Here is a 23221-nt window from a genome sequence, read left to right on the forward strand (position 1 = left end):
AATTTATTTTCCGGAATACTTCAGGCCAACAAACACGTTAGATCCTGGAGTAAGGTATCCATATGACAATTGATATTGGGCATTAAATACGTTATTCCATTTGGCGAATACAGACCATTCAGGAGTAAGCTCATGACTGGCATATAAGTTCATCAATCCATACCCCCCCAAGGCTTGAGTATTGGATGCATTTGCATAACGAACTCCTGCTAGAGTTAAATTCACTCCTAAATCAGTTTTGACAAGACGATAGTCTGCGCCGATATTTGCAGTATTTTTTGCCCTATATGGCAGTTGAAGTCCTGTCCCCGTATTAATTGCATTCATTAAGTCATAGGAAGCTCGCAGGGTGATAGCCTCCAGACGAGCATTTCCTCCAAATGAGCCCCCTGTAATACGAGTTTTTGCAAAATTAGTTGGGCAGTACCCGCTTGATTGAAAATTACATGGCAAAGGAATGATCAAATTTTGAATTTGATTTTGATAGCCAACAACATGAAGATCATACGCCTTACCCTCGTAATGAATGCCTCCCTCAACGTTTTTATTGGTTTCAGGCTGAAGATTTGGGTTCCCATACCCAGGATAGTACAAATCATTAAAAGTTGGGGCACGAAATCCCGTTCCGTAATTGATATTTGCCCTAAGCTCCTTGGTGAAAAAATAGCCGTAAGCAATGCTACCGGTGCTCTGTGAACCATAATTAGAGATGGCATCATTTCTCAGAGCAGCTGTTACCAAGTTGGAGCCGCGCTTTAGTTGATATGAGGCCGCCACTGAATCGGTAGTTCTACTTGTATTTAAACTCGTATTATTTGATAAGCCAGTGACGCTTTTTGAATAATTCGCATTGACATACTGTATTCGACGCTCACCCAAGACTTGAAGAATGTCATCCCCTAGTCGGATATCGTTTTGCCATAAAAAATCATTTTGTGGTGTATTGATTGGGTCATTTGCAGCGCTTGTAATGCTTTGCGCATTATTTGTTGAGTTTGAAATCTGTAAAAGACTTTGCCAATTTTGCGTAATCTTATTTTTTGAGTATATAGATCCAACAAATAAATTGCCTACCTGCTGGTTCATTTCAGGGACTCTGTATACCCCGCTGTATCCCGGATACTGGTAAGTATCACGTGTTGCTAAAACCTTAAGTCCAAATTCTTGTCCAGGCGCCCAATCTTGTGAGAGCTGACTCATTAATCCCTCACGCGTATACGCAGAAGAGCTATTTGGGTAACGCTTATAGGAGGGATTGTTACTTGCAACCGTATTAAATCCAGCCGAATTTTCTTGGCTTACCCCCAACGAATATCTTATTTTATTAACGTCATCCGTTGAGCCCGAAATACTTGCATTATTAATTGTTGTTCCGTAACTACCATATCCAGATGACGCTGAGAATTGAGTTGGTCCTTCACCTTTTTTAGTAAAAATTTGAATCACGCCACCCAATGCATCGGCACCATAGAAAGTGCTTTGTGGGCCAAAAATAATCTCAATATGATCTATAAGAGCAACTGGAATAGTGCTCCAAACTGCACCACCTAATGTTGATGATTCGGTGCGCACTCCATCAATCAGCACAAGTGCCTGATTATTAGCCGAGCCTCGTAAATAGACGCTCGCCAATCCGCCACTTCCGCCGTAGGTTTGAATTTGTACGCCTCTTTGTTGCTGAAGCAACTCTGGCAAACTTGATTGCACAGCGCGTGCTATCTCTTCAGGACCAATATAGTCATAGTCAGCAAGCACATCGTTTGAAGGAACGCCATATCTTGTAGCAGTCACAATAATTGGCTTAACTGCATCAGCAATACTATCAACCGAGACTGATTGTGCAAATAATGACTCAGAAATGACTAGGCCAACGCTTGATAAAAAAGCAAGTACTTTTAAGTAAGTTTTCATGAAAAATCCAGGTAAAGCCGCCACCCAACTCTCCCCGTTGGATCGCTTAAAAGGAAAACAGAACTAAACCTAGATGCGTCAATTCATGCCCTAAATACGATCTCGAACATTACACTGGCACACGAAAATCCTCGTTCGTATTTCCAACCTGTTGAAGCCGGTATCCGGGCTAATGAGTATCAGAATTTAACCTTCCCAAACATGACTGTTCAGTGGTACTGAAATTCCTGCACCAAAAGTGCACTCACTTACCGTTGCGGGGACAGCATGGTGGCTCCTAAGAGCTCCAATTTCCCGTTTAACTATCTTTCTAAATCGAAAGATGAGCACTATCAACACCTTGAGTGTAACTTAAATGCTATTAAATTCCGCTTAAAAATTATGCTGAATCTTCCAGGCCTTTTTGGAGGCGTACACAGGTAGCATCGCAAAAAGGCTGTTTAGAAGTTTGTTTGCAGCCACAAAAATAGACTTTTTTGCACTCGAAAGCGGAGAATTTGACTGGCTGGAAGCCTGTATCAAGATGAGAATTATCACAATATGGTTGAGTTTGACTTTTGCCGCAACCGCACCATGCATAAACATTACGAGCATCAATTTCACTAAAAAATGGACCTAATTGTGCGATTTTTGCCTTCACTGTACCCTTTGTGCTTAATTAATCTAGATTATTATCCATTCATTTTAGTGAACCCTGTAACTTGGACACAGGATTCACTCTCACGTTTTACACGGCTACAATGCCAATATGAGTGAGCTAAACCCATTTCCCCTAGGCAACAACAGCACCGACCTCGATGCAGTGAATGCATCCATAAAGCGGTTGGCAGAAAAAGTTCAGTTAATTACTGAAGCTGTTAACCAACTTCATCAAAATCGCACCCATCTCGAGGGCAAGATTGATGATGCGCAAAAACGCATTCAACATATCTTGAGTCGCCTGCCTGAACAAAGCGATGGACGCCAACTCAATTTACTTGGTGAAGCAATTCCACCTAACAACCCTGAGGACGACAGTGAGCCAACAACGCATTGAAGTAACACTCGCCGGCCAAAAAATCACTTTAGCCACCAGCACTGAACACGAACCCCTATTGCGTGCCGCATGCGTATTAGTCGATGAGCAAATTAAATTGGCTATTAGTGGTGGCAATCGCAGTATTGAACGTGCGAGCATGATGGCAGCACTAAAAATTGCGGGTGACCTGATTAAATTACAAAATAATTCAACGCAATCAAGCACTACTTCAAATGTCAGCCCGGATGAGCTTGCTCGTCTTCAAGCAGAAATCCGCACATTAGAAGACCAAGTCGATAGCTTGATGCAAACCCTTTCCCTGCCTGGTTCGCCAAGGCCAATAGTTCCTTGAACCGATGCGCAAGCATCCGGAACGATCTTTACCTTGCGGGCGTGAGCGTTTTGGAGGTTCACAGTGCCAGCCTCGAGCTGGTCACTCCCTGAGCCACTTAATGCACCCAAAGCAGAGTAGCCGTTCCACCTTGAACCTTAGGGTTCAGGATGACGGCCTAGCGGCTAAGGCGGGGAATTCATGTTACTAAGTGATATTGCCATGCTATTGCTGTGTGGCAGTATCTCTGGATTTTTAGCAGGACTACTAGGCATTGGGGGCGGCATGATTTTGGTGCCCTTCATGATTTTAGTTTTTAATCATCTCCACTTTGATCAAAGTGTGATCGTCCACATGGCGATTGCCTCAGGCATGGCCACGATTCTTTTTACAACCACCTCAGCAATTTGGGCTCATCACAAACATGGCTCGATCGATTGGAATTTGGTGAAGATGCTCAGCCCTGGCTTAGTCATTGGCAGCTTATTTGGTGGCAGTGAACTTTTTGAAGCGCTGAATACCTCCTGGCTCTCACTCTTCTTTGCCGTCTTTATCGTGTACACCTCAATCCAAATGATTCTTAATAAGAAACCTCAACCCGGCAGGGAACTTCCTGACTCAGTTGGCTTAGTTTCTTTTGGGGTGTTCGCGGGCACTTTGTCTAGCCTACTGGGTGCTGGTGGTGCATTTATTACCGTACCCTTCATGCTTTGGTGCAATGTAAAACCGCACGTTGCCATGGCTAGCTCATCTGGCTTAGGCCTCCCAATTGCTGCTGCTGCGACCATTGGCTATATGTATGGCAGTTGGGGTCATCCCAATCTTCCGCCGGGCTCATTAGGATTTGTCTATGTACCAGCAGTAGCGTGCATTGTTGCTGTGAGCGTTTTTACAGCACCCTTAGGCGCAAAAATGGCACGTAAACTCAATGTAGGTCAACTAAAACGCATCTTTGGTGTGATGCTGTTTTTCCTTGCAGCCTTCATGTTTAATGAAAGCCGCAAGGCATTTGGTTTCTAAATACGATTACTTCGTATATTGCTGACGCAAAATATTCTTTTGCACTTTACCCATCGCATTGCGAGGTAAGTCAGAAACGATTTCTAAACGCTTCGGAATCTTGAAATTGGCAATCTGTGATTTCAAGCTTGCAATCATCGCCTCAGCATTGAGCTTAGCTCCCGCCTTCGGAACGACTAAAGCCATCACTGCTTCACCAAAATCTGGATGTGGGATACCAATCACGGCACTCTCATCAACACCATCCATATCATCAATAAAGCCTTCAATTTCTTTTGGATAAACGTTGTATCCACCAGAAATAATCAGATCCTTGCTACGCCCAACAATACAGAGATAGTCTTTTGGTGCTTTGCCGCCGTTGGCATCGCCACCCCAGCGACCAACGTCGCCCGTTTTAAACCAACCATCTTTGGTAAATTCTTCTGCCGTCTTTTCCGGCATACGCCAGTAACCCTTAAAGACATTTGGGCCCTTAACTTCAATGCTGCCGATTTCGTTAACCTTACAGGGCTTGCCATCTTCACCAACAACACGGACTTTTACACCTGGCAGAGGCAATCCAACTGAGCCACCAACGCGACTTCCTTTGTAAGGATTCGAAACCAGCATCACAGTTTCACTCATACCGTAACGCTCAAGGATGGGCTGGCCAATGACTTCTTTAAACGTGTTAAATGTTTCTGTTAACAGAGGTGCAGAGCCAGAAATAAACAAGCGCATATTGCGGGCCACCTGCTTAGTGAAACCTTTGTCAGCCAAGAGGCGAACATAGAAAGTTGGCACACCCATCATCACCGTAGATTGAGGCATATGCTTTAAGAGTTGCGCCGTATCTAAGCGTGGCAGCCAAATCATCTTGCTACCATTAATCAAGGCACCATGAGCCGCTACGAACAAGCCATGCACGTGGAAAATTGGCAAGGCATGCAAGAGCACATCACCTTTTTTCCAAGCCCAGAACTTCTGTAAAACCTGAGCATTACTTCCGAGATTTTGATGCGTTAGCATAGCACCCTTGCTGCGGCCGGTAGTACCAGAGGTATACAAAATTGCTGCAAGATCATCATCTTTTGCAGGTACAGTTTTAAATTGATCGCTCAAATGACCAGCGCGCTCTAATAAACTTCCCGTGCGGTTTTCGTCCAGGGTAAATACATGCTTAGTACCAGCTTTGAATGCCACTTTAGATACCCAAGAGAAGTTCTTGCTACTGCAAACCACGACTGCAGGTTCAGCATTCTCAAGAAAGTACTGGATCTCAGCGGCTTGATACGCCGTATTGAGAGGGAGGTACACATAACCCGCACGAATCGTAGCCAGGTAAAGAAAAAGGGCTTCGGGTGACTTCTCAACCTGAACCGCTACCCTTGAACCTTTAGGAAGTTTGAGGCTTTTAAGCAGGTTGGCCAACTTTGCAGTGGCCCGCTCTAGATCCTCCCACGAGTAATACAAACCGTCGTGCGTTTCTAGAGCACATGCTTTCTTGTCTTTTGGAAAACCTTTTTCCAATAAGGAATATAAATTCATTAGAGCCTCAAACCAAACTTAATCGTATTTAAAAATTACTGAATTGTTAATCTAACTTGGCGCCAGAAGCCTTAGCTACTACAGCCCAACGTTTGATATCTGCATTGATAAATTTAGCAAATGCATCGCCACTTAGATTGGGTGTATCAGAACCGTTATTAGTCCAAATACTTTTGAGCTCAGGATTATTAATTGCCTTGAGCACTTCAGCAGTCATCTTGTCGATGATGGGCTGTGGAGTACCTTTAGGAGCAAATAAACCATACCAAGTTGATACTTCATATCCAACTAAACCTGCCTCAGCAGCGGTTGGAACATTTGGAAAGCCTGGCGCACGCTTCTGTGAAGCCACTGCTAAAGCAACGATGGCCCCATTTTTAATTTGTGGCGCAGATGATCCCAAGCCATCAAACTCAATATCCACCTGGCCAGCGATCAAGTCTTGCATCGCAGGACCTGCTCCACGGTAAGGAATGTGGGTAATAAAGGTTTTAGTCAGCATCTTAAATTGCTCACCAGCCAAGTGATGGGAAGACCCATTTCCGGCAGAGGCGTAATTAAACTTGCCTGGGTACTTTTTCAGGAGCGCAATAAACTCTTTTAAATCTTTAACTTGGACATTTTTAGGATTCACCACAATGACTTGTGGTGGATTTGCAATCATGGCAATAGGAACAAAACTCTTTTCAATGTCGTAATCTAAATTGGGGTACATTGCGGGCGCAATCGCATGATGGGCTGCACCGACAAAAAAGGTGTATCCATCAGGAGCTGCCTTAGCTGCTATCGAAGCACCGAGAGTGCCACCTGCGCCACCACGGTTATCAATAATGATCTGCTTACCCATCTGCTTTGTTAATTGAGCCGCCAAAGGACGGGCAAAAGCATCTGTTCCACCGCCTGCTGGGAACGGCACCACAAATGTAATTGGTTTAGTTGGCCATTCTTGAGCGATTGCCATTAATGGGCTAGCACATAAAATTAATAGTGCTTTTTTAAGTAATCCATTCAAGCTTGCTTGCTTAGTCATCACTGTCTCCTCCATTTGCCATTTTTCTTGGCTTGTTTATCTACTATCGGTCTTTTAAGGCCTGTATCAATTTAAAGCATTTTACGGCGTATCAGAACAACTGCTGCCAAACATATCTAAACTGCATTTAAAACGTCATTAGGCGCCCTACCCCACGTGAATAATCAATTTCACCACGCGTAAAGCGCTCGTGGTTCTCCTCCACAGCAGAGAGATCGTAGAGATAGTTCACCATGAGTGAAGCAGACTGACGCAAGCCTTTGCGAGACAAATCACCGGCCCAATTAATTTGATGTAAACGAGCACCATTACCTAAGTGAAACTTCGCTACAGGGTTACCATTTCTTCCAGCAGATCCCAAGCCCAAATAAATACTCGCCAAGCACATTAAGGCAGATTTTTCTTTTGCGCTTGCATTGTCAGGATGCCAACCAGCACCCAAACGCTCTGTCCAGGAGCGATTATTGAATTCTAAGATTTGGAGTGCTTGATCACGCGCCGTCCGAATAGCTGGCTTTAATTGCGCTCCTGATTTTTGATCTCCAATATCAGCACCTGCTGCAATCCAGTCCACAAAACCTGGAATCGGTGATAGCGTGACAAAAGTCTTCAGACTAGGAAATTCCGCATGCAACTGCTCCGCCACACGCTTGATTAAGAAATTACCCATGGATACGCCACGCAGTCCAGGCTCGCAATTGCTAATGGAATAAAAAGCGGCTACCTTATATTGAGACGCTTGATGCATCGTCTCTGCTTTTTTATCTACCAACGGTGTAATTACCGCCGGGATATCTGGCAGGAGAGCAACTTCAACAAATATCAGCGGCTCATGAGGCAATTGCGGATGAAAAAATGCAAAGCAACGACGATCAGGCTGCAGACGGCGGCGCAAGTCATCCCATCCATCAATGGCATGAACTGCCTCGTGTTGAATTAATTTTTCAAGCACCTCTGCAGGGGATTTCCAATCCACCCGATGCATCTTCAAAAACCCCGGATTAAACCAGGAAGACAGCAAGTGGCGCAAATCAAAATCCACGGCCGTTAACTCGGGTTGCTTTTCTAATAACTGTAAAAGATCTCGACGCATCTCCACTAAAGCAGCAGTGCCATTACTGGCTCGGTTCAGGCGACGAAATAATTCTTGTCTTGGTGGCTCAGTAACGCGCTGCAATTTAATGTAATTGCGAGCATTTGCTTCTGCAGAGAAATGTTGAGCCGCTGTCATCACTGCTGCTGGATCAGGATTGAGCTTCCCAAATAAAAAAGTAAAGAATTTAGCGTGCTGATCTTTGGATAACTTCCGATAGTTATTGATCACATCATCTGCCATGCTGACCGCATTAGATTCTCCGCGTTCAGAAATGAGGCGATTTACCGCCCCCGTGAGACGCGAAAAATAGCGGGCTTTTGCGAGCTTTTCAAGCATGGTTTTCTTTCAAAGAAAGGGAGGCGTGGTGAATCATTGATCGATCAATGATAGCGATAGTTCAAAAAACTTGCATGAAGCGATCGAGCTAGAACCTAGGCAGTTGCAGGCTCAGATTCAGATGACTAACTTGGATTACTAAGAAATTAGACTGATTTAGATTTAAAAGCCGTCATTAAATACACCCCAAAGATGATCATAGGGACACATAGCCACTGACCCATGGATAGGCCAAGACCTAAAAGCCCCAGAAAGGCATCAGGTTCACGCGCATATTCGGCTAAAAAGCGGCAGACGCCATAGCCGAGCAGGAATAGGCCTGAAACTTGCCCAACGCGACGCGGCTTACTCGAATAGACCCACAATACCAAGCCCAGCAATATGCCCTCACCGAGGAATTGATAAATCTGTGAAGGATGGCGCGGAATCGTATCAACCAAGGGAAATACCATCGCCCAAGGCAAATCGGTAGGTCTTCCCCAAAGCTCGCCATTAATGAAATTTCCGAGACGTCCAAATGCCAAACCAAAGGGGACCAAGGGCGCCACTAGATCACCGACTACAAAAAAAGTAGTGTGTCGCTTACGGGCAAACCAATAGAGTGCAAGCAAGACACCCAATAATCCACCATGAAAAGACATCCCGCCTTCCCAGATTTTGAGAATATCTAGAGGATGTGAAAGATAGTGCCCCGGCATATAAAACAAGGCGTAACCAATTCGACCTCCTAAGACCACGCCCAACACGCCAGCAAATAATAAATCTTCAAGATCTTTATAAGTCCACCCTAATGCTTGATAGCGTGGCGCCCGAATACGCAATCTACCCAACAATAAGAACTGTGCAAAGGCGAGTAGATACATCAATCCATACCAATGAATCGCAAAGGATCCAATGCGGATAGCTGCGGGATCAATCTGAGGGTGAATCAGCATTAGGCGCTCTTAGATTGATCGAAGTTATGTAACTCATGCCCAAGATCTCGATAGGCCTTGTATCGCTCACGGCCAGCTAGACGCTCTGCTTCATTCACAGTGACGACCTCAACGATTCTGGGAAAGCGCTCTACTAAAGCTGCAACATCCTTGGGCATACGCATACCTAAATGAATCATGACGTCTGCATGCGGAATCTGTAGCAAGGCAGGCGAAGCAAAATCATCAGTCAAAACAATCGGGGTTTCTGCGGCAGCCTCATCATCAATAAAACAATGGGGTAAAAAATCAGGACCACTAAAAGTCCACAGCAATTCATCTAATTTTTTGAGATCCACTATCTCGCCCACCATCACAATTTGACGGACTGGCTGCCCATTAGCTGTACCGCTCCAAATGCGACGAGTTAATCGACAGGCATATTGGAGTTTGTCAGCAACATTACTATGAAAATCGATACGGGCCATGATGAGTGAACTAAGTGACCTATCCTAATCTTAACTTTGCTCAAGCAAGTAATTCAGTAGCAATGGAACTGGCCGGCCTGTAGATCCTTTTGCCGCACCACTCTTCCATGCCGTGCCTGCGATATCTAAATGAGCCCATTTATATTTCTCAGTAAAACGAGATAAGAAGCAGGCTGCAGTCACGCTTCCAGCTGGACGACCACCAATATTGGCGACGTCAGCAAAATTGGATTTGAGCTGCTCGTGGTATGCCGCATCCAGAGGGAGACGCCACACAGTATCTAAAGAAGCATTACCAGCTTTAGTTAAAGCGTTTACAAGGCCTTCATCATCTGAAAATAAGCCGCTATGCACATGTCCCAAAGCAATAATGCAAGCACCTGTTAAGGTAGCAACATCAATTACTGCCTTTGGTTTAAAGCGCTCAACATAGGTTAAGGCATCACACAAAATCAGACGGCCTTCAGCGTCAGTATTGAGCACCTCAATAGTCTGGCCAGACATGCTTTTCACAATATCGCCAGGACGAGTTGCCCTACCGGACGGCATATTCTCGCAAGTAGGCACAACACCAATCACATTTTTTTTCAACTTCATCAAAGCGGCGGCATACATTGTTCCAATTACAGATGCGGCACCGCACATGTCGTACTTCATTTCATCCATGGCTTCACCAGGCTTCAGTGAGATACCGCCTGTATCAAAAGTAATCCCTTTGCCAACCAAAACAATGGGGGCCTCATTTGCCTTACCGCCTTGATGACGCATCACAATAAATTGTGGTGGCGTGTCAGAACCTTTAGCCACTGATAAGAATGAGCCCATGCCTAAAGCTTCAATTTGCTTAAGACCCAAGACTTCTACTTTTAGGCTTGCCTTCTTCGCAAGACCTTGAGCCGCTTTTCCTAAATACGTTGGCGTGCAAATATTCGGCGGCAGGTTTCCTAAATCTTTCGCCAGATTCATCCCTTCAACCATGGCAATGCCTTGTGCTACTGCATCCTTGATCTCTTTACTGCAAGCATCATTACCCGCAAATACCAAATGCTTAAAAGTATCTGGATGGTCTTTAGCTTTAAATTTCATGGCCGGTTGACGAACACCGAAGCGATAAGCCTGATCACCTGCATATTGAATGGTCAGTCGTACTTCATCAGCAATGAGATTTACTTGATGCATTAAAGAAAAGCTCGGTACAAACCACAGTGCATTCTCAATTGAATTTCCGCTGAGTACTTTTAAGGCAGCGCGCGCAATCTTTGAATAGGAGAGCAAAGTACGGTCGCTCACATGATGCGCATCTCCCAAACCAACCAACAAGACCCGTTTTGCCTTCACTCCACTAGCAGCCCAAGATTTTTCAGCTCTGAGTACACAAATTGAAGCAGGTTTGGCATCCAGATCGCCAAGTACATTGGCATGGGTGACCGAACCGCCCAATAGTTGATCGAGCTCAGTCAAATAGCTAGACTTGGCTTTAGCTGCTTTAGCTCCCCCAAAACCATCTAGATCAGCCTTTGAATATGCCAGCACCAAACAATCGGTGTTATGGGCTAAGAGGCTTTTGAGGCTAGGTTTAAGCGATTTTTGGCTCTCAAGGTCAGCTTGAGGGAAAATCTTGGTACTGAATTGAATTGTCATAATTTAACGCGTTATTAATAAGTAAATTCAAGAGGAAAAAGGATATTTATCCATTATCCTCCGACATGAAGATGAACATCGCTAACAGCCTCAATATAAGCCATTTACTAGCCTAGAATCCTGCCAAACACCAAGCCGATCACAGTCCATGATTTTTAAACGAGCCCTTCGCCGCGAACTCAGTTTTACTACTGGTGGCGTCTTCTTGGTGCTAGTGACAATCATGATTACCTCTTTGGTGATTCGTATCTTGGGATTTGCGGCCAATGGCGCAGTCAACCCTGAAGATGCCATTGTTTTAATCGCCCTTGCAACGCTGGGGTATTTAGCCGTTTTGCTCACGGTGTCACTTTTTGTCGCAACCCTAATCGTCTTGGTACGTTGGTACAAAGACTCAGAAATGATTGTGTGGTTTGCAAGCGGCCTGAGTGTGACTAGTCTCATTAGACCCATACTGCAGTTTGCCATTCCCCTCATCATCATCATTGCGCTCTTAGCACTCTTCGTATGGCCATGGGCTAATCGCGAATCCACTCTCATTAGTCAACGCTTTCAACAGCGCGATGATGTATCTATGGTGACTGCCGGACAATTTAAAGAATCCGCCAAAGCTGAGCGCGTCTTTTTTATCGAAGAGTTAGATATTGATAAAAGCGAAGTTAAAAATATCTTTGTAGCTGACAATAAAAATGGGCGTCTTAGTATTGCAGTAGCCTCTACAGGCTATATTCAAAATAGCGAAGGTGGGGAGAAATCGATCGTTCTAAATAATGGGCGTCGCTATGAAGGCAACCCTACTGAACCCAACTTTAGAATTTTGGAATTTAACGAGTACACCACCAAGATCCGCAGCAAGGATGCGATGGCACCCGCTCCTCGAGATCGAGAAAAAACTATCACTGAGCTACTGAATGACCCAAACCCCAAAGCAGAAAACCAAAATCTTGGTGAGTTATTGTGGCGCATTGGCCTCCCACTCATGGCTCTAGGCTTGGTTTTAATTGCCATTCCCTTGGCTTATGTCAATCCAAGACTTGGCAGCTATACAGCCATGTTCTATGCGGTATTAATCTATCTCATTTATAGCAACCTTCTCAACCTGATGCAGAACTATGTATCGCAGGGCAAGATCAATGTAATGCTAGGTGTGTGGCCAATCCACTTACTCGCCCTACTGATTGCTACCGCCTTGATACGCAATCGTATTAATCCATCCCTTAAGTGGTGGCGCCGGCAATTACCTGCGGCATTTGGAAAAAATCAAGCGTCATGATAAAACTGTTTTTTCCTTACGTCTTTGAGCGGTATTTAGCCAAGCAAATTTACGCTGCGTTTGGTTTTATTTTGTTTGCTCTGGTGGCGCTATTTTTATTCTTTGATATCTTAAGTGAGCTTGGTTCAGTACAAGGCCAATACACCCTACCCTTAGCACTGCTTCACGTTCTTCTCAAGGCGCCTAGCCGTATCTCCGAAATTATTCCGATTGCTAGCTTAATCGGCAGTATTTATGTATTTGCCATGTTGGCAAGCCAATCCGAATTTACGATTTTGCGAATCGCCGGATTAGACGTAAAGCGGGGTTTGATTACGCTTGTCAAAATAGCAATCCCATTAATTGCGCTTACTTTAGTCATGAGTGAATGGGTGGGCCCTTACTCTGAAGCGAAATCAGATCAAATTCGGATGAAAGCCCTAGGCTCATCCTTTTCTTCGCAATTTAGAACCGGTGTATGGGTCAAAGACCGCTTACGTGATGAGAATGGTGCCGGTGACGTGAGACCCGGGGTGCGCTATGTCAACGTTGGCAAGATCGACAAAGACAATGAAATTCGCAACATTCGAATGTATGAGTTTGATAATGTTTTCCACTTACTCAGCATCCGCATGGCTGCCTCGGGACTGTTTGATGAAACAGGACATTGGGTGCTCAATGATGTTACGGAAACGCGCTTTAAGGAAATCAAGCAATCGGATCCTTTGAATCCAGCCTTCAGCTCCGAAACGATTAAGCGCCCAACAGTGACACTGTTATCAGATGTCACTCCTCAGATTCTGAATGTCTTGCTCATCAGCCCAGAAAAAATGTCCATCGTTAGTCTAGGGCGCTTTATCAATCACCTCCGTGAAAATAAACAAGATACACAGCGCCACTCGATCGCCTTCTGGAAAAAAGTGATTTACCCATTCATTATTTTTGTGATGCTGACATTGGCACTGCCTTTTGCTTATCTCAAGGTACGTGCTGGTGGGGTTGGCATAAAAGTATTTGGCGGCATCATGCTTGGCATGAGTTTTCAGCTATTTAATTCCCTGTTTTCAAATGTGGGACTTTTGGGATCGTGGCCAGCCCTCCTGACCGCACTAACGCCCCCGCTTCTCTACTTCTTCCTGGCTTTAGTCGGATTGCGCTGGGTTTCTAAGGCTTAATACCCAAAAATCATTTAGAATTTAGTTCCTATATCGCTATTGATATATAGACAGGAATTCTCATGAATATTCACCAATTCCGCTTTGTGCGCGAAGCAGTTCGACAGAACTTTAATCTCACGACGGCTGCAAAGGCCTTGTTTACCTCTCAACCAGGCGTGTCTAAAGCCATTATTGAGCTTGAAGACGAATTAGGGGTTGAGATCTTCCGTCGTCACGGTAAGCGCATCCGCTCCCTAACTGAGCCAGGTAAACGTATATTGAGCTCCATTGAGCGTATTTTGGATGAAGTCGAGACCCTCAAGCGAGTCGGCAAAGATTTCGCCAGTCAAGATCAAGGTAACTTTGTCATTGCTACAACCCACACCCAAGCGCGCTATGCCCTGCCTAAAGTACTCACTGAATTTACCAAGCGCTTTCCGAAAGTGCGCGTCAGTATTCAGCAAGGTAGCCCTGGTCAAATTGCTGAGCTACTCATTCATGATCGTGCTGACATTGCAATTGCAACCGAAGGTATTGCAAATACTCCAGGTGTCTTGGCATTGCCGGGCTTCCAATGGCAGCACGTACTGATGGTGCCTTTGAGTCATCCCCTATTGAATCAAGCCACCATTACCTTAGAAGAAATCGCCAAGTATCCAGTCATCACTTATGACAAAGCATTTGCTGGGCGTAGCAAGATTGATGCCGCTTTTGCACAACGCAGTTTGAGTCCCGACATCATCCTCGAAGCAATTGATGCGGATGTAATTAAAACCTATGTTGAAGTTGGCATGGGTGTTGGTATCGTCGCCGGAATTGCCTACGATGCAGACAAAGATCGCAATCTCAAAGTGATTCCAGTGGGTCACTTATTTGGCAACAATGTGACCCATCTTGGAGTAAAGCAAGGCGCTTATCTGCGCTCCTTTGTCTATACCTTCATTGAACTCTTCTCCCCAACGCTCACTAAGAAAATTGTGGAGCAGGCTATGAATAATGAGTCGGAGACTTACGAAATTTAACTCGGCAGCTCATCAGCCTACTTCATGGTAATCTGAAAAATATTCGCCAATAAAACGCTTTTAAACCCCAACAAATATTACATATGAAAAATCATTTTCTCTCCATCCTTAAAGTCGGCATTGCTTGCTTCATCACTTTGACTTCTATTCATGGTCAAGCCCAAACAAGCTATCCCAACAAACCCATCAAACTGGTCGTGCCTTTTCCTCCAGGTGGCTTGATTGATAACGTTGCCCGTCTGATCACCCCAGCACTTTCAGCTGAATTAGGACAAACCATTGTTGTAGAAAACAAACCTGGTGCTGGTGGCAATTTAGGCGCCGCCGAAGTAGCCAAAGCAACACCGGATGGCTATACCTTGTTGATGGCTTCACCACCTCTATCGATTAGCCCTGCACTCTATAAGAATTTGCCATACAACCCAAGCAGCATTGAACCGATCGCCATCTTTGGTCAACTGCCTAATGTGTTGCTTGTTAATCCAGACTCTGGGATTAATTCTGTTGCTGAGCTAGTGAAGCGCGCCAAGGCAAATCCTGGAAAAATGAACTACGCCTCTAATGGCAACGGCACTTCATTGAACTTAAGTGCAGAAATGCTGAAGAGTCAGGCTGGCATTTATGTAGTGCATATTCCCTATCGTGGCTCGGCCTTAGCAAACGTGGCTTTAGTCTCTAAGGACGTGGATTTCATGTTTGACAATCTCCCGCCTGCCCTTGGTTTGATTAAAGGCAACAAGTTAAAAGCTTTGGCTGTCACTACCAGCACACGCAATCCAGCACTTCCCCAAGTTCCCACAATGCAAGAAGCAGGCTTTCCAAACTTCCAAGTTGCAGCCTATTTCGGAATTGCAGCTCCTAAGGGACTGCCTCAAGACATTGTTTCTAAACTACAAAATAGTATTCAGAAAGCAGTTGCCCAAAAAGAAGTGACTGACTCTCTTGTGAAGCTAGGAGCTACCGTAGATTTTATGAACGCCACTAAGTCAGCAGAATTTATTAAAGCGGATTCGCAGAGATGGCAAAAAGTAGTTGACTACGCCAAAATTGAATTAGATTGAGGCAGTAAGAAAACTACCAGCGCGCTGCAAAGACAGTGCGCAATTGGGAGAGCTGCTCTTCTGTGAGAGGTTCCACAGAACCCTGTTTCATTTGCCACAGTTTGGCAGTCTCTTCCAACTCTTCAAGAGTAGCCATCGCCGCCGTAGGCGAACTATTCCAAACATAAGGACCTAAACGCGAGAGCATGAGTGCCCTGATAGGCGCTCTCATTGCTCCGTAATGCGCAATCGCATCTTTGACTGGTTCTAGAACAGCCACATCCCCAGGCCGCATATAAGGCATCACGGGCACGTGCCCTACCTTCATTACAAAATACGGTGTTATTGGCGGCAAGAGCTCTGGGTACTTATCAGTACCTTGAACTACAGACTGCTGGCCCAAAGTTAAAGCAACGCAATGCGTGCTATGTGTATGAATAATGCATGAGGTATCGGCATCAAACGCCTCGGCCGCCTGATAGATGGCCGCATGTAAGGCCATCGTTTTACTCGCCTTATCTCCGCTTACCTGCTGTCCTTGTAAATCAATCTTGGCCAATTGAGTAGGCTCCAAGAAACCTAGACAAGCATCTGTTGGCGTGATCAGAAATCCATCTTTGAGACGCACGCTGATATTGCCAGCAGTTGCATGCACATAAGATCTTTCAAATAAACTTTTTCCGACTCGACAAATTTCTGCTCGTGCAAATTGTTCTTCTGTCATATTCTGTTTCACAGCTTAGAAAATGCTTTTGTAAAAAAATCGTCCGTGCCAAAGTTACCCGACTTTAAGGCGAGATGAAGTGATTGACCCTTTCCATGCGCATAACACCAAGGCACACCAGGATCAATTTGTGGGCCAATCTGCATCTGATCTACTCCTAACTCACGCACACAGGCGCCTGAGGTTTCACCACCCGCTACGAGAAGCTGCCCCACCCCTAAACTCACTAGACCGTGAGCAATACTGGCGAGCATATTCTCAATTGCACTGCCCGCCTCTTGGGTTCCCAGCTGAGCTTGAATTGCTCTTATCTCATCAGGCTTAGCCGTTGAATAAATTAATACGGAGCCATTAGGCAAGAGTGGTTTTGCCCAGGCCAAGATTTTGGACTGAATTTCACTTGCTGATTGAGATAACAGCTCCAATGGATTGATGGCATATGCAGCCCCACCTTGTTGCTTAAAGTGCGCCACTTGACGATTCGTTGCCTCAGAGCAGCTTCCAGAAATAATCGCTTTGTAACCGGATGCCGGTGGTAGAACACTAGTTTCTGGGCGGGCGAGCAAGCCAAAGTTTCCCGGTAGACCAATAGCCACTCCTGAACCAGCCGTAAGCAAAGGCAAATTCTTGAAAGCGGGAGCAATGCGATACAAATCTTCATTTGAAACTGCATCAACAATCGCGATGCTGATATTTTGAGCGCGCAATTCAGCGATCCGATCGGTAACTGCTTGTGCGCCTGCTAAAACGGATTGGTATGAAATTAAACCAACCTTCTTTTTGCACTGAGCTTGAAGTACCCGTACCAAATTGGAATCCGTCATCGGGGTTAAGGGATGATCGCGCATTCCCGACTCACTCAATAGAACATCACCTACGAATAGGTGGCCCTTAAAAACGCTGCGTCCATTATCTGGAAAGGCTGGAGTAGCAATTGTGAAGTCGGTATTTAGGGCACCCATGAGGGCCTCGGTCACTGGACCGATATTTCCCTTAGGGGTGCTATCAAAGGTGGAGCAATACTTAAAATAAATCTGTTGGGCACCTTGTGCGCGTAACCAATCAAGGGCCTCTAAGGATTGGGTGATAGCCTCTTCTGGCTCAAGATTGCGCGATTTCAAAGCCACTACAACTGCATCAACATCTTGATCCAAGCCACGCTGTGGAACACCAATCGTTTGTACAACACGCATACCATTACGAACCAAGTTATTGGCTAAATCAGTTGCTCCCGTAAAGTCATCTGCAATGCAGCCCAGAAGAATACTCACTTCGATGCTTTCGGCAACTCAATGCCAGGGAAAATTTTGATCACTGCACTGTCGTCTTCTTTTGCAAAGCCTGCAGTGGAAGCTTGCATAAACATTTGATGAGCAGTCGAAGAGAGCGGCAGTGGAAATTTACTGGCTCGCGCCATATCCAATACGATGCCCAAATCCTTCACAAAAATATCTACCGCTGAAAGTGGTTTGTAGTCGCCAGCAAGCACATGCGCCATCCGATTTTCAAACATCCAGCTATTGCCTGCGCTATGGGTAATGACTTCATAGAGGGCATTAGCATCTACACCCTCTCTCAAGCCTAAAGCCATTGCCTCAGCAGCAGCGGCAATATGAACACCTGCTAACAATTGGTTGATTACCTTAACCTTGCTACCAATACCAGCACGATCCCCCAGGCGGTATACGGTTCCAGACATTGCATTAAGAATATCGTTGACCTTGTCATAGGCTTGCGCGCTCGCTGAAGTCATCATCGTCATTTCACCACTAGCGGCCTTAGCTGCACCACCTGAAATAGGAGCATCTACGTACAAAATCCCTTTTTCAGCCAAGCGTGACTCAAACGCAATAGAAATATTGGGATCAACGGTAGAACACATGATGAAAACACTACCGGGTTTTAAACTGTCCACCAGGCCAGGTGCATCTGGAGATCCAAAGAGCACTGCCTCTGTTTGAGCAGCATTCACCACTACCGAAACAACCACATCACAAAGTGAACCAAGTTCCTTTAGTGATGAACAGGCTGTACCGCCATCTTTTACAAATTGCTGAGATACCTCAGGTCGAACATCAAGAACATATAAATCAAATTTCGCTCGTCGCAGAGATCCAGCCATTCCTGAACCCATGGCACCGAGACCAATTAAACCAACTTTTTTCATGATGTGATCTTTTGGAGATTGCTGCTTGTTATTGTGCGAAGCACAGAGTGGCAACAATCATAGCAAAAGGAGGCTTTGGGGGTAGGCCATCTGATTCATCAAGATAGCCAAATATGGTGCCTCGGGGCGGACTCGAACCGCCACGCCTTGCGGCACCGGATTTTGAGTCCGGCACGTCTACCAATTCCATCACCGAGGCAGGTGTTTGCAGTGGAAATTCTGCGTACTTTAGTGCTTAGATCCTACTAAGACATGAGAGTGTAACAAAAAATGGGTACCTATCTCCTCCCTTTGCCCTAGAACCCCTTAAAATGAGGTCTTCTAGCCAAATTATTAAAAGGACTTATCCGCATGGCCGGCCACTCAAAATGGGCCAATATTCAGCACCGCAAAGGTCGTCAAGACGAGAAACGCGGCAAGATTTGGACCAAACTCATTAAAGAAATTACCGTTGCAGCCAAACTTGGTGGTGGCGATATCGCAACCAACCCCCGTTTACGTCTGGCAATTGATAAAGCCAAAGACGCCAATATGCCCAATGACAATGTGCAAAGAGCGATTCAAAGAGGAACTGGTTCGCTTGAAGGCGTGAATTACGAAGAGATTCGTTATGAGGGTTATGGCATTAACGGCGCTGCAGTAATTGTGGATTGTTTAACCGATAACCGCACTCGTACTGTTGCTGAAGTGCGTCATGCATTTAATAAAAATGGCGGCAACATGGGAACCGAAGGTTCAGTTGCATTTTTATTTAAACATTGCGGTCAAATGTTATTTGCACCTGGCGCGAATGAAGATCAATTAATGGAAGTCGCTTTAGATGCAGGCGCTGAAGACGTCATTACTCATGATGATGGCTCTCTTGAAGTCTTAACCCCTGTGCCGGATTTTGCCAAAGTACAGGATGCCATTGCCAATGCAGGATTGAAGGCTGAGCTTGCTACGGTTGCGATGCGCCCCGAAACTGAAATTGCCTTAGAAGGTGATCAAGCGGAGAGTATGCAAAAACTATTGGATGCGCTAGAGAACTTGGATGATGTCCAAGAAGTCTTCACCAATGCAGCGCTGTAAATCCTCTGTATATCGAAACTTTTAATACGCGCCCTTTTAACACTTACCCATAATTAATATAGACAGCTTGTTATGAAAATTCTACTGATCGGATCTGGCGGACGTGAACACGCACTGGCATGGAAGCTTGCCCAATCTCCTCAGGTACAAACTGTATATGTAGCACCAGGTAATGGTGGTACAGCTACAGCCAAGCAAGCAGCTGCAGGCATTGAAAACCTACCCATTTCTGGCCTACAAGAACTCGCTGATTTTGCGAAGCGTGAAAAAATTCATTTAACTGTTGTTGGCCCAGAAGCCCCGCTTGCTGCCGGTATCGTTGACGTGTTCCGCAATAATGGCCTCAGAATTTTTGGACCAACCCAATTGGCCGCGCAACTGGAATCTTCAAAAGATTTTTCTAAAGCCTTCATGAAGCGTCATGGCATCCCTACAGCGGATTACCAAACCTTTTCAAATGCACTAGAAGCACACGCCTATATTGATGCCAAAGGTGCGCCGATTGTGATTAAGGCTGATGGCTTAGCAGCAGGTAAAGGTGTAGTTGTTGCAATGAGCCTAGAAGAGGCACATGCCGCAGTCGATATGATGCTTGCCGACAATAAATTAGGTAACGCTGGCGCGCGTGTGGTGATTGAAGAATTCCTAAGCGGTGAAGAAGCTAGTTTCATTGTGTTGGTTGATGGAAAGCATGTTCTTGCTTTAGCGACCAGCCAAGACCACAAACGTTTACTCGATGCAGATCAAGGACCAAACACTGGCGGTATGGGTGCCTACTCCCCCGCTCCTGTCGTCACCCCAGAAATTCATGCACGTGCATTACGTGAAGTCATCATGCCTACTGTTAAGGGTATGGAATCTGATGGCATTCCCTACACAGGCTTTTTATATGCGGGATTGATGATTGCACCCGATGGAAAAATCAAGACTTTAGAATTTAATTGCCGTATGGGTGACCCAGAGACACAACCGATCATGGCACGCCTGCGCAGTGACTTAGTCAACGCTCTAGATCATGCAGTAGATGGCACATTGAATGAAGTTGAATTAGATTGGGATCGCCGCACTGCATTGGGAGTGGTATTGGCAGCGCACAACTACCCAGACACCCCTCGCAATGGCGATGAAATTACTGGCATTCCTGCTGATACTGAAGATCAAATCACATTTCACGCGGGTACCAAACTTCAAGATGGTAAGTTAGTCACCTCCGGAGGTCGCGTGATGTGTGTGGTTGGTTTAGCAGACACTGTTCGTGGCGCACAACAAAAAGCGTACGAAGCGATTAACAAAATTCAGTTTGATGGCATGCAATATCGCAAAGATATTGGCTATCGCGCCATTAAGTAATCAAAGTATTTTAAAAAGTGAAATCACTTGACTGAACAACACACCCCCCACACCCCCCAAGCCCCCATCAATATCGCAGCCCTCAAAGATTACTTTTGGGGTCTTCAAGATCGGATTACTAGCGCGATGAGTGCACTCGATGGCAAAGCCTTTGTTGCTGATGAATGGCATAAACCAGAAGACAGCAAACTCAAAGGTTATGGTCGTACCTGCATTGTGGGTGGTGGCAAGATCCTAGAAAAAGGTGGAGTAGGCTTTTCGCATGTGAGGGGTGATCAAATGCCGCCTTCAGCATCCCATCACCGCCCTGAAGTGGCTGGTCGTCATTTTGAAGCCATGGGAGTCTCTTTAGTTTTTCATCCCAACAATCCCAATGTGCCTACTACCCATATGAATGTACGCTGCTTTATAGCTCAGGCAGAAGGTAAAGAGCCCATCTGGTGGTTTGGAGGGGGTTTTGATTTAACTCCCTACTATGGGGTAGATGAAGACTGCAGACACTTTCATCAAAGTGCCAAGGATGCTCTAGATCCTTTTGGGGATACCTTGTATCCCCGCTTTAAAAAGTGGTGTGATGAATACTTTTACTTAAAGCATCGAGAAGAGCCTAGGGGGATTGGCGGGGTCTTTTTTGATGACTTTAATGAACTGGGCTTTGAGCAAAGCTTTGCTATGACTAGAGCAGTAGGAGATGCCTTTATCAAGGCCTACCTACCCATTGTGCAAAGACGCTATCAAGACCCTTTTACCCCTGAGCAAAAAGCCTTTCAGGAATATCGAAGGGGACGTTATGTCGAATACAACCTCCTATTTGATCGGGGGACTATCTTTGGCCTGCACTCAGGGGGTCGCACTGAATCGATTTTGATGTCTATGCCTCCAGTCGTGCAGTGGTGGTACAACTACCAGCCTACTCCAGACACACCAGAAGCTAAGCTGTATGACTACTATCTTAAACCGCGTGATTGGTTAGCTTGAGCACCATTCAGAAAATTGGCATCCTAGGAGGAACCTTTGATCCTCCTCATAATGGCCACTTAAAGCTAGCCATTCATTTTGCGAGGCTATTGCACTTGGATGAATTGCTTCTCATACCAAGCGGCGAACCATGGCAGAAGGGTTCCGGTATTACTCCTGCAGAAATTCGTTTTCAGTTAACTGAGGCTGCCGGTATCGATTTAACAAAAGCACTTCAATACCTCAAGATACCAACTCAAGTTGGTATTGATCGTATTGAAATAGAACGTGCTGGACCTAGCTATAGCATTGACACCGCAAAATCTTTACGTGAGCGCTATGGCCCTGAAACCAATCTGATTTGGCTAACTGGGGTAGATTCCCTCATTCATCTACCCTCATGGAATACTTGGCAGAATTTATTTAGTTACATGAACTTTGCGGTTGCTAGCAGACCAAATTATGATCTCGCGACTGAAATGAGCCCTGAAATCAGCAAGACCTTAGAAAAACATCAAACGCTAGATCTCCGCGCGCTTGAGATTACACCATATGGCCTCATATATATTGATGAGAGCCTATCAGTCGACTTATCATCAACCGATCTCAGAAATCGCCTTAAGACATCTGATCGGAATTTAATTGAGTCAGACCAGATCCCATCGCATACCTTGCAAATTATTACAAAGCTAGGCTTGTATCAATAATCAAGCTAAGATCACCCTAAATACAAATTAGATTACTGAGAAACCATGGACTTACGAAAATTACAACGCGTCATTATTGATGCTCTAGAGGATGTGAAGGCGCAAGATATTCGTGTCTATGACACCTCCAAATTAAGTGAACTATTTGATCGCGTCATTATTGCCACTGGCTCGAGCAATCGCCAAACCCGCTCATTAGCAATGTCCGTTAAAGAAGATGTCAATGCTAAAGGTGGTGAAGTGATTTCCATCGAGGGATTAGAAACCGGTGAATGGGTACTAGTCGACTGTGGAGATATCGTAGTGCATATTCTGCAACCGATGCTCCGCTCTTACTATCAGCTCGAGGGCATGTGGGGTGCTAAACCCGTACGCGTGAAATTAGCTGGTGATAAAGGCCTTGCTAAGGCTAGCGAACCTGACGACGACGAATAAGTCCCGTCACATCACTGCATGTTG

The 23221-nt window shown here is 45.3% G+C and carries 22 protein-coding genes, 1 tRNA gene, 1 other RNA gene, 1 pseudogene and 1 riboswitch; of the genes and pseudogenes, 13 read left to right on the top strand and 12 right to left on the bottom strand.

Translation table 11 applies throughout. The annotated features are described in order from the left end of the window. Window positions 1-3: 3 nt before the first annotated feature. On the bottom strand, window positions 4-1911 hold the full coding sequence (locus ICN41_RS04870; protein WP_216291687.1) for a TonB-dependent receptor domain-containing protein: 1908 nt from the start codon (window positions 1909-1911) through the stop codon (window positions 4-6). Window positions 1912-2048: 137 nt separating this feature from the next. Continuing rightward, window positions 2049-2260, bottom strand: a riboswitch (cobalamin riboswitch). A 30-nt stretch (window positions 2261-2290) separates the two neighbouring features. Then, entirely contained in the window at window positions 2291-2551 is a 261-nt protein-coding gene (locus ICN41_RS11450) for a CDGSH iron-sulfur domain-containing protein (RefSeq protein WP_216291688.1), read from the bottom strand. Between the two features lie 108 nt (window positions 2552-2659). Here ICN41_RS11450 and ICN41_RS04880 point away from each other — a divergent pair, with 108 nt between their 5' ends. The 4 genes and pseudogenes from ICN41_RS04880 (at window position 2660) to ICN41_RS04895 (ending at window position 4280) form a co-directional block, all read left to right on the top strand. Further along, the gene (locus ICN41_RS04880; RefSeq protein WP_216291689.1) at window positions 2660-2947 is read left to right on the top strand and encodes a hypothetical protein; all 288 of its coding nucleotides are present in this window, start codon (window positions 2660-2662) and stop codon (window positions 2945-2947) included. Then, window positions 2868-3143 (top strand): annotated as a pseudogene (locus ICN41_RS11455) (cell division protein ZapA); the annotation flags it as partial. The gene ICN41_RS04880 and the pseudogene ICN41_RS11455, both read left to right, overlap by 80 nt. A gap of 99 nt (window positions 3144-3242) precedes the next feature. Further along, window positions 3243-3461: non-coding RNA, 6S RNA (gene ssrS / locus ICN41_RS04890), on the top strand. Further along, window positions 3462-4280, top strand: coding sequence for a sulfite exporter TauE/SafE family protein (locus ICN41_RS04895; protein ID WP_216291690.1), 819 nt, complete (start codon window positions 3462-3464; stop codon window positions 4278-4280). A 6-nt stretch (window positions 4281-4286) separates the two neighbouring features. Here ICN41_RS04895 and ICN41_RS04900 read toward each other — a convergent pair whose 3' ends face one another. The 6 genes from ICN41_RS04900 to ICN41_RS04925 all read right to left on the bottom strand — a co-directional run bounded on the left by ICN41_RS04900 (window position 4287) and on the right by ICN41_RS04925 (window position 11309). After that, the gene (locus tag ICN41_RS04900) at window positions 4287-5810 is read right to left on the bottom strand and encodes a malonyl-CoA synthase (protein WP_216291691.1); all 1524 of its coding nucleotides are present in this window, start codon (window positions 5808-5810) and stop codon (window positions 4287-4289) included. A 46-nt stretch (window positions 5811-5856) separates the two neighbouring features. Continuing rightward, complete coding sequence (locus ICN41_RS04905; protein WP_216291692.1) at window positions 5857-6840, bottom strand: tripartite tricarboxylate transporter substrate binding protein; 984 nt, start codon at window positions 6838-6840, stop codon at window positions 5857-5859. 127 nt (window positions 6841-6967) lie between these two features. Beyond that, complete coding sequence (locus tag ICN41_RS04910; RefSeq protein WP_216291693.1) at window positions 6968-8272, bottom strand: malonyl-CoA decarboxylase; 1305 nt, start codon at window positions 8270-8272, stop codon at window positions 6968-6970. Between the two features lie 146 nt (window positions 8273-8418). Beyond that, window positions 8419-9207 (bottom strand): prolipoprotein diacylglyceryl transferase, encoded by a 789-nt coding sequence (gene lgt, locus ICN41_RS04915; RefSeq protein ID WP_216291694.1) that lies wholly within the window; start codon window positions 9205-9207, stop codon window positions 8419-8421. Beyond that, window positions 9207-9674 (bottom strand): DNA polymerase III subunit chi, encoded by a 468-nt coding sequence (locus ICN41_RS04920; protein ID WP_216291695.1) that lies wholly within the window; start codon window positions 9672-9674, stop codon window positions 9207-9209. The genes lgt and ICN41_RS04920 overlap by 1 nt, the downstream gene beginning before the upstream one ends. Window positions 9675-9704: 30 nt before the next feature. Beyond that, on the bottom strand, window positions 9705-11309 hold the full coding sequence (locus tag ICN41_RS04925; protein ID WP_370629096.1) for a leucyl aminopeptidase: 1605 nt from the start codon (window positions 11307-11309) through the stop codon (window positions 9705-9707). A gap of 154 nt (window positions 11310-11463) precedes the next feature. On the opposite strand from ICN41_RS04925, the gene lptF reads away from it, so the two are divergent. The 4 genes from lptF (at window position 11464) to ICN41_RS04945 (ending at window position 15807) form a co-directional block, all read left to right on the top strand. Beyond that, complete coding sequence (lptF, locus tag ICN41_RS04930) at window positions 11464-12588, top strand: LPS export ABC transporter permease LptF (protein WP_216291697.1); 1125 nt, start codon at window positions 11464-11466, stop codon at window positions 12586-12588. Further along, window positions 12585-13742 (top strand): LPS export ABC transporter permease LptG, encoded by a 1158-nt coding sequence (gene lptG, locus ICN41_RS04935; protein ID WP_216291698.1) that lies wholly within the window; start codon window positions 12585-12587, stop codon window positions 13740-13742. Before lptF ends, lptG begins: the two co-directional genes overlap by 4 nt. A gap of 62 nt (window positions 13743-13804) precedes the next feature. Next, window positions 13805-14746, top strand: coding sequence for a CysB family HTH-type transcriptional regulator (locus ICN41_RS04940; RefSeq protein ID WP_216291699.1), 942 nt, complete (start codon window positions 13805-13807; stop codon window positions 14744-14746). Window positions 14747-14829: 83 nt separating this feature from the next. Further along, complete coding sequence (locus tag ICN41_RS04945) at window positions 14830-15807, top strand: tripartite tricarboxylate transporter substrate binding protein (protein ID WP_216291700.1); 978 nt, start codon at window positions 14830-14832, stop codon at window positions 15805-15807. A 13-nt stretch (window positions 15808-15820) separates the two neighbouring features. On the opposite strand, the gene ICN41_RS04950 is transcribed toward ICN41_RS04945, so the two are convergent. The 4 genes from ICN41_RS04950 to ICN41_RS04965 all read right to left on the bottom strand — a co-directional run bounded on the left by ICN41_RS04950 (window position 15821) and on the right by ICN41_RS04965 (window position 18876). Next, on the bottom strand, window positions 15821-16510 hold the full coding sequence (locus ICN41_RS04950) for an aldolase (protein ID WP_216291701.1): 690 nt from the start codon (window positions 16508-16510) through the stop codon (window positions 15821-15823). 8 nt (window positions 16511-16518) lie between these two features. Then, window positions 16519-17787 (bottom strand): 3-oxo-tetronate kinase, encoded by a 1269-nt coding sequence (gene otnK, locus ICN41_RS04955; protein WP_216291755.1) that lies wholly within the window; start codon window positions 17785-17787, stop codon window positions 16519-16521. Continuing rightward, window positions 17778-18731, bottom strand: a complete 954-nt coding sequence (ltnD, locus tag ICN41_RS04960) for an L-threonate dehydrogenase (RefSeq protein WP_255537900.1) — start codon at window positions 18729-18731, stop codon at window positions 17778-17780. The genes otnK and ltnD overlap by 10 nt, the downstream gene beginning before the upstream one ends. Window positions 18732-18791: 60 nt before the next feature. Next, a tRNA-Leu gene (locus ICN41_RS04965) sits at window positions 18792-18876 on the bottom strand. 152 nt (window positions 18877-19028) lie between these two features. Here ICN41_RS04965 and ICN41_RS04970 point away from each other — a divergent pair. From ICN41_RS04970 to rsfS, 5 genes are all read left to right on the top strand, one after another. Next, entirely contained in the window at window positions 19029-19748 is a 720-nt protein-coding gene (locus ICN41_RS04970) for a YebC/PmpR family DNA-binding transcriptional regulator (protein WP_216291702.1), read from the top strand. Window positions 19749-19820: 72 nt separating this feature from the next. Continuing rightward, window positions 19821-21098, top strand: a complete 1278-nt coding sequence (purD, locus tag ICN41_RS04975; RefSeq protein ID WP_216291703.1) for a phosphoribosylamine--glycine ligase — start codon at window positions 19821-19823, stop codon at window positions 21096-21098. Window positions 21099-21164: 66 nt separating this feature from the next. After that, on the top strand, window positions 21165-22076 hold the full coding sequence (gene hemF / locus ICN41_RS04980; protein ID WP_216291756.1) for an oxygen-dependent coproporphyrinogen oxidase: 912 nt from the start codon (window positions 21165-21167) through the stop codon (window positions 22074-22076). After that, window positions 22073-22762 (top strand): nicotinate (nicotinamide) nucleotide adenylyltransferase, encoded by a 690-nt coding sequence (nadD, locus tag ICN41_RS04985; RefSeq protein ID WP_216291704.1) that lies wholly within the window; start codon window positions 22073-22075, stop codon window positions 22760-22762. Before hemF ends, nadD begins: the two co-directional genes overlap by 4 nt. Before the next feature lie 45 nt (window positions 22763-22807). Then, the gene (rsfS, locus tag ICN41_RS04990) at window positions 22808-23197 is read left to right on the top strand and encodes a ribosome silencing factor (protein WP_216291705.1); all 390 of its coding nucleotides are present in this window, start codon (window positions 22808-22810) and stop codon (window positions 23195-23197) included. Window positions 23198-23221: the final 24 nt, after the last annotated feature.

It is taken from the genome of Polynucleobacter sp. 15G-AUS-farblos (assembly GCF_018882445.1).
Lineage (GTDB): Bacteria > Pseudomonadota > Gammaproteobacteria > Burkholderiales > Burkholderiaceae > Polynucleobacter.

Coding starts and splice junctions, on each gene's coding strand:
- ICN41_RS04880 (WP_216291689.1), top strand. CDS start 2,660: ATGAGTGAGCTAAACCCATTTCCCCTAGGCAACAACAGCACCGACCTC.
- lptF (WP_216291697.1), top strand. CDS start 11,464: ATGATTTTTAAACGAGCCCTTCGCCGCGAACTCAGTTTTACTACTGGT.
- ICN41_RS04870 (WP_216291687.1), bottom strand. CDS start 1,911: ATGAAAACTTACTTAAAAGTACTTGCTTTTTTATCAAGCGTTGGCCTA.
- ICN41_RS04910 (WP_216291693.1), bottom strand. CDS start 8,272: ATGCTTGAAAAGCTCGCAAAAGCCCGCTATTTTTCGCGTCTCACGGGG.
- purD (WP_216291703.1), top strand. CDS start 19,821: ATGAAAATTCTACTGATCGGATCTGGCGGACGTGAACACGCACTGGCA.
- ICN41_RS04940 (WP_216291699.1), top strand. CDS start 13,805: ATGAATATTCACCAATTCCGCTTTGTGCGCGAAGCAGTTCGACAGAAC.
- lptG (WP_216291698.1), top strand. CDS start 12,585: ATGATAAAACTGTTTTTTCCTTACGTCTTTGAGCGGTATTTAGCCAAG.
- ICN41_RS04970 (WP_216291702.1), top strand. CDS start 19,029: ATGGCCGGCCACTCAAAATGGGCCAATATTCAGCACCGCAAAGGTCGT.
- lgt (WP_216291694.1), bottom strand. CDS start 9,207: ATGCTGATTCACCCTCAGATTGATCCCGCAGCTATCCGCATTGGATCC.
- rsfS (WP_216291705.1), top strand. CDS start 22,808: ATGGACTTACGAAAATTACAACGCGTCATTATTGATGCTCTAGAGGAT.
- ICN41_RS04950 (WP_216291701.1), bottom strand. CDS start 16,510: ATGACAGAAGAACAATTTGCACGAGCAGAAATTTGTCGAGTCGGAAAA.
- ICN41_RS04905 (WP_216291692.1), bottom strand. CDS start 6,840: ATGACTAAGCAAGCAAGCTTGAATGGATTACTTAAAAAAGCACTATTA.
- ICN41_RS04945 (WP_216291700.1), top strand. CDS start 14,830: ATGAAAAATCATTTTCTCTCCATCCTTAAAGTCGGCATTGCTTGCTTC.
- ICN41_RS04920 (WP_216291695.1), bottom strand. CDS start 9,674: ATGGCCCGTATCGATTTTCATAGTAATGTTGCTGACAAACTCCAATAT.
- ICN41_RS04900 (WP_216291691.1), bottom strand. CDS start 5,810: ATGAATTTATATTCCTTATTGGAAAAAGGTTTTCCAAAAGACAAGAAA.
- ICN41_RS04895 (WP_216291690.1), top strand. CDS start 3,462: ATGTTACTAAGTGATATTGCCATGCTATTGCTGTGTGGCAGTATCTCT.